1 protein-coding gene is annotated in these 3,845 nt (G+C 67.2%); it reads right to left on the bottom strand.

Translation table 11 applies throughout. The features are described from left to right. Positions 1-3,817, bottom strand: a 3,817-nt coding sequence (locus ACPUER_RS36005; protein WP_425133485.1) for a hypothetical protein, incomplete at its 3' end; no start/stop codon positions are given. Positions 3,818-3,845: the final 28 nt, after the last annotated feature.

The raw sequence follows: 3,845 nt of genomic DNA, 5'->3' as shown, positions 1-3,845 counted from the left end.
CCGCGCTATCCGTCACCTTCAGGCTGATGCTCGCCGCGCGCTTCAGATAGTCGCCCAGCGACACCGTTTGCGTCAGCCCCACATTGTTCACATCCCCCGTCACGTTGATGTCCCCACCGGCCAGGATCCGTCCGTTATTCGTCGCGCTGCCCGTGCCATACACGGAGCGGCCTTGCGAGTCTTTCTCCTGGTTCAGATTGACGTGGCGCCCCGCCTGCAGCACCCCCTGGTTCACATCCAGATTCGAGTCCAGTGAATCAACATCGATCGACAAGCGGTAGTTGTCATAGCGCGACGGCCCGAATACCGTATAGCCCGCGCCAAGCGACGTGTCGCCCTGCGATGTCTCCCGCCCGCGGGTCGCCACCCCGCCCGTCAGCTGCGCCGCGTTGGTCAGCTTGAGCGCATCGATATTCAGATCCCGGGCAGCTTGCACCGTACCGAGATCGTTCGTGACTGACAGCGACTGCAACGTGACGTCACCGTCCTTGCCTTCGCCACTACCGGCCGCGATGATCTGCGCATTGCGCCCGTTGCGGATCGATTGAACCCCGATCAGCTCCACGTCCTTGCCCGCCCACATCAGTCCATTCGTCTCGTTGACGATGTGCTGGGCAATCCCGCCCAGGTGGCCACCCGCCACCACGCTGCTGCGATTGGTGATCGAGCCGCCCGATTGCAGCAGTACATCCCCCGCACTTTGCAAGCCGTCCTTGATCGTGATATCGCCCTGGGCCTTGAGCTCAAGCAGCCCGGCCTTACCCGTCGTCGGCGCAAGCGCTGTCCCGTTCAGCTCGAGCGCGCCCGGCACATACAGCGTCGCACGGCCGTCGCTGGCGACGGTGCCTTGATTCTGGTAGGCCGCCTGCGTCAGGTTGAGCGTCGCGGCATTGCGCCCGTAAATGACCCCCGTGTCCGCATTGGCAAACCGCGCCGTCGTGATGCCCAGGCTGTCCGTGCCCGCCACCTCACCGCGGTTACTGAAGCGCTGGTCAGCCACCAGCTTGACCTGCGCACCGCCCAGATGCGCGCCCTTGGCGTTCACCGCACCAGCCAGTCCATTGACCAGGTTCGTCGCGTGCACGTCCAGCTTGCCCTGCGCGTCGATCGTCCCGCTGTTGAGCAAGCCACGCCCCGCGCTCAGGCTCGCCTCACCCGCACCTATCGTGCCCGCGTTCGCCACGTTATTGGCATTGACCGTCAGCTTGCCCTGGGCTGCGATCTGACCACCCGCTGCGTTACGCACCTCATCGGCCACCACCTCGGCCGTCGTGCCCGCCAGGATCGCGCCCGTGTTGTTCAGTTTCGCCACATTCAGGCTCAGATCCTGTGCCGCCTGCAGCTTGCCACTGTTGGTCAACAACGCCGTGCCCACCTGCGTGGGGCCTTGCACGGCCGCAATCGCCGCCGGCGCCGTCGGGGTCGTCGACACATTGGCCGCCCCTGCAACGGCAGCGGCCGCCGCCGCGTCCTTGGCGGCCTGTACGGCCCGGGCCCGTTCCGCCTGTGCCGCTGCAGCCACCGCATCGGCCGCCCGATTCTGGGCGTCCGTCACCACCTGGGCGGCCGCCTGCTGCGCCGCCAGCATATCGTCCGCACTCAGCGCCGCCAGCTTCGGCGGCTTCTCGCCAGATTTCGTCACCGGCACATCGATCCAGCTCGCCGCGCCCAGGCGCGGCGTCATATTGCCTTGCGCATCAAACTGCACATCGATCGACGCATACTGGATATTCTTCTGCTCCGCCGACGATCGCAGCGACTGCACCGCCGCGCTTCTCAGCGCCGCCAGTTGATCCGGCCTGGCCTGCACAATCAGCTTGGCCGCCGCCTGTTGGGCCTCCTTCGCAGCCTGTTGCGCCGCTTGCTGCGCCTGCGCTTGCGCCTGCTCCGCTGCCGCCTGCCGTGCCTGCAGCTCGGCTTGCGCACGGGCAATCACCGCCGGATCGCTCGACGGCGTCTTCGGCACCAGCGCCGAGACCTGCGGGCTCCCATCATTGCCGATCACCGCCTTCAAATCGGCCGCCGTATACACCATCCCGTGCGCTGCCGCATCCGCGATATAAGCGTCCCGGGCCGCGTCCAGCGCAGCCGTCTGCGCCGCCTTCACCTGTCCCGCACGCAAGACCGCTCGCTGCACCGCCGCCTGCATGACCGCCAGCTCCAGTGCCGGCACACTCGCCCCTGCCGCAGGCACAATCTGCACCACGCCCGTCGTCGGGTGAATGCTCACTACCACATCACTCGCCTTGTACTTAGCAGACTCCCCCGGCACATTCAACGCATCGGCCACCGCCTGGGCCGCCGCCTGCTGCGCTGCCTGCAGCATCGGCGTATTCGCCCCCGCCAATGCCTGCTCCGACTTCGCAATCGCACGCTCCTGCGTGAGCACCTGCTGGCCCGCCGCCTGCGCCGCACGCAGCGCCACAATCCGTGCCTCCGCACTCACCGCTTGCGTCGTCGATGCCACCGTATAGGTCAGCTTGCCCGTCTTCGCATCGATCACCACCTTGACGCTGTCCGCCGGCACCCCCAGCACCGCCGCAATCTCCCGTGCCGCCGCCGCTTGCGCCGTGCTTTGCGCCCGCCCGGTTTTACCCGAGTCATCGCCCAGCATCTTCACCATATCCGCCTGCGCACGCTCCAGCGCTGCCTGGATTCCCGCCGCGCGCGCAGCCGCGCTCTGCCCATCCACCGAGACCGTGCCCGTCAAGGTCGGTACATGACTCAGGCCGTTTGCCCCCGTCTTCTGCACCAACGCCACGTCCTGCTGCCCATCGGTCACGTCACTCGTCGTCCCCGATACGTCCGTCGTGCCCTTGCTCCGGATCACGATATGTGTGGCCTGCATCGAACCGCTATTCTCCGACGTCTGCGCACCCAACGTCAGCGTCAAGGTCCCGTCACCGCCCGTCACCATCACCGCGCCCGCGTTGCTCAAGCGATCCAGGTTCAACGTGATCGCCTTGGCCGCACGAAGGTCCCCGTCCCTGTTCGTCAGCTCCCGCGCCGTGATCCCCAACGCCTCGCTGCCACCATCGAGCGCCCCCGTATTGGTCAACACCCCCAGGCTGCCATCCGCGCCGATTGTGAGCCCCTGCGCGCCCTGAATGCTGCCCGCGTTCGTCAGCGTCGGCGCGCCTATCGTCAAGCGCCCCGCGCTCGACAGCACCCCCTGGTTCACCAGCTGTCCGCCCACCGTCACCGTCGACGCACCACCCAGCTGGATCACCCCCTGCTCATTGACCACGTCCCCACTGGCCACCAGCGTCGCCGAACCCGCACTCCGCGTGAGCGCGCTCGACACGATCTGTGCACCTACCAGACGCTGGCCGTTCGCATCCAACACCTGCATGACCCCGTGCGAGAGCACGATTCGGGCACCCGCAATCGGTTGCCCCTGCGCATCCACCGCCGACAACGCCCCCTTCAACCGATAGCCGCCCACCTCGATCTCCAGCGTCGGCTCGGTGAGCGTCACCGTCTGGCCACCCGTGGCCAGCAGCTTCGCCGCCTGCTGCAACAGCCCGCGCGTGTTCAGCGTCACCTTGGCCGCCTGTACGTCGCCATTGAGCGTCACGTCCCGGCTCGCCTGGATCCCCAGCGAACCGCCCGCAGCCACCCCACCGCCCGAGCCCAGCGTCACCGCCCCGACCCGGCTCGCCTGCGTGCCAATCTGCACATTGCGCCCAGCCTTGACTTGCCCATTGACCGTCACATCGCCTTGCGCCGCCACCACAACGTCGCGTTGCGTGTTCACCGCGCCATTGAGCGCCACGTCACCCGTGGCCGTCACCGATACATCACGCTGCGCACTCACTTGGCCAGCCCTCACGCTGCCGCCCTGC

The sequence above is a fragment of the Burkholderia sp. DN3021 genome (genome assembly GCF_049805555.1).
GTDB lineage: Bacteria > Pseudomonadota > Gammaproteobacteria > Burkholderiales > Burkholderiaceae > Burkholderia > Burkholderia pyrrocinia_C.
This window is presented reverse-complemented; position numbering and strand designations above follow the sequence as displayed.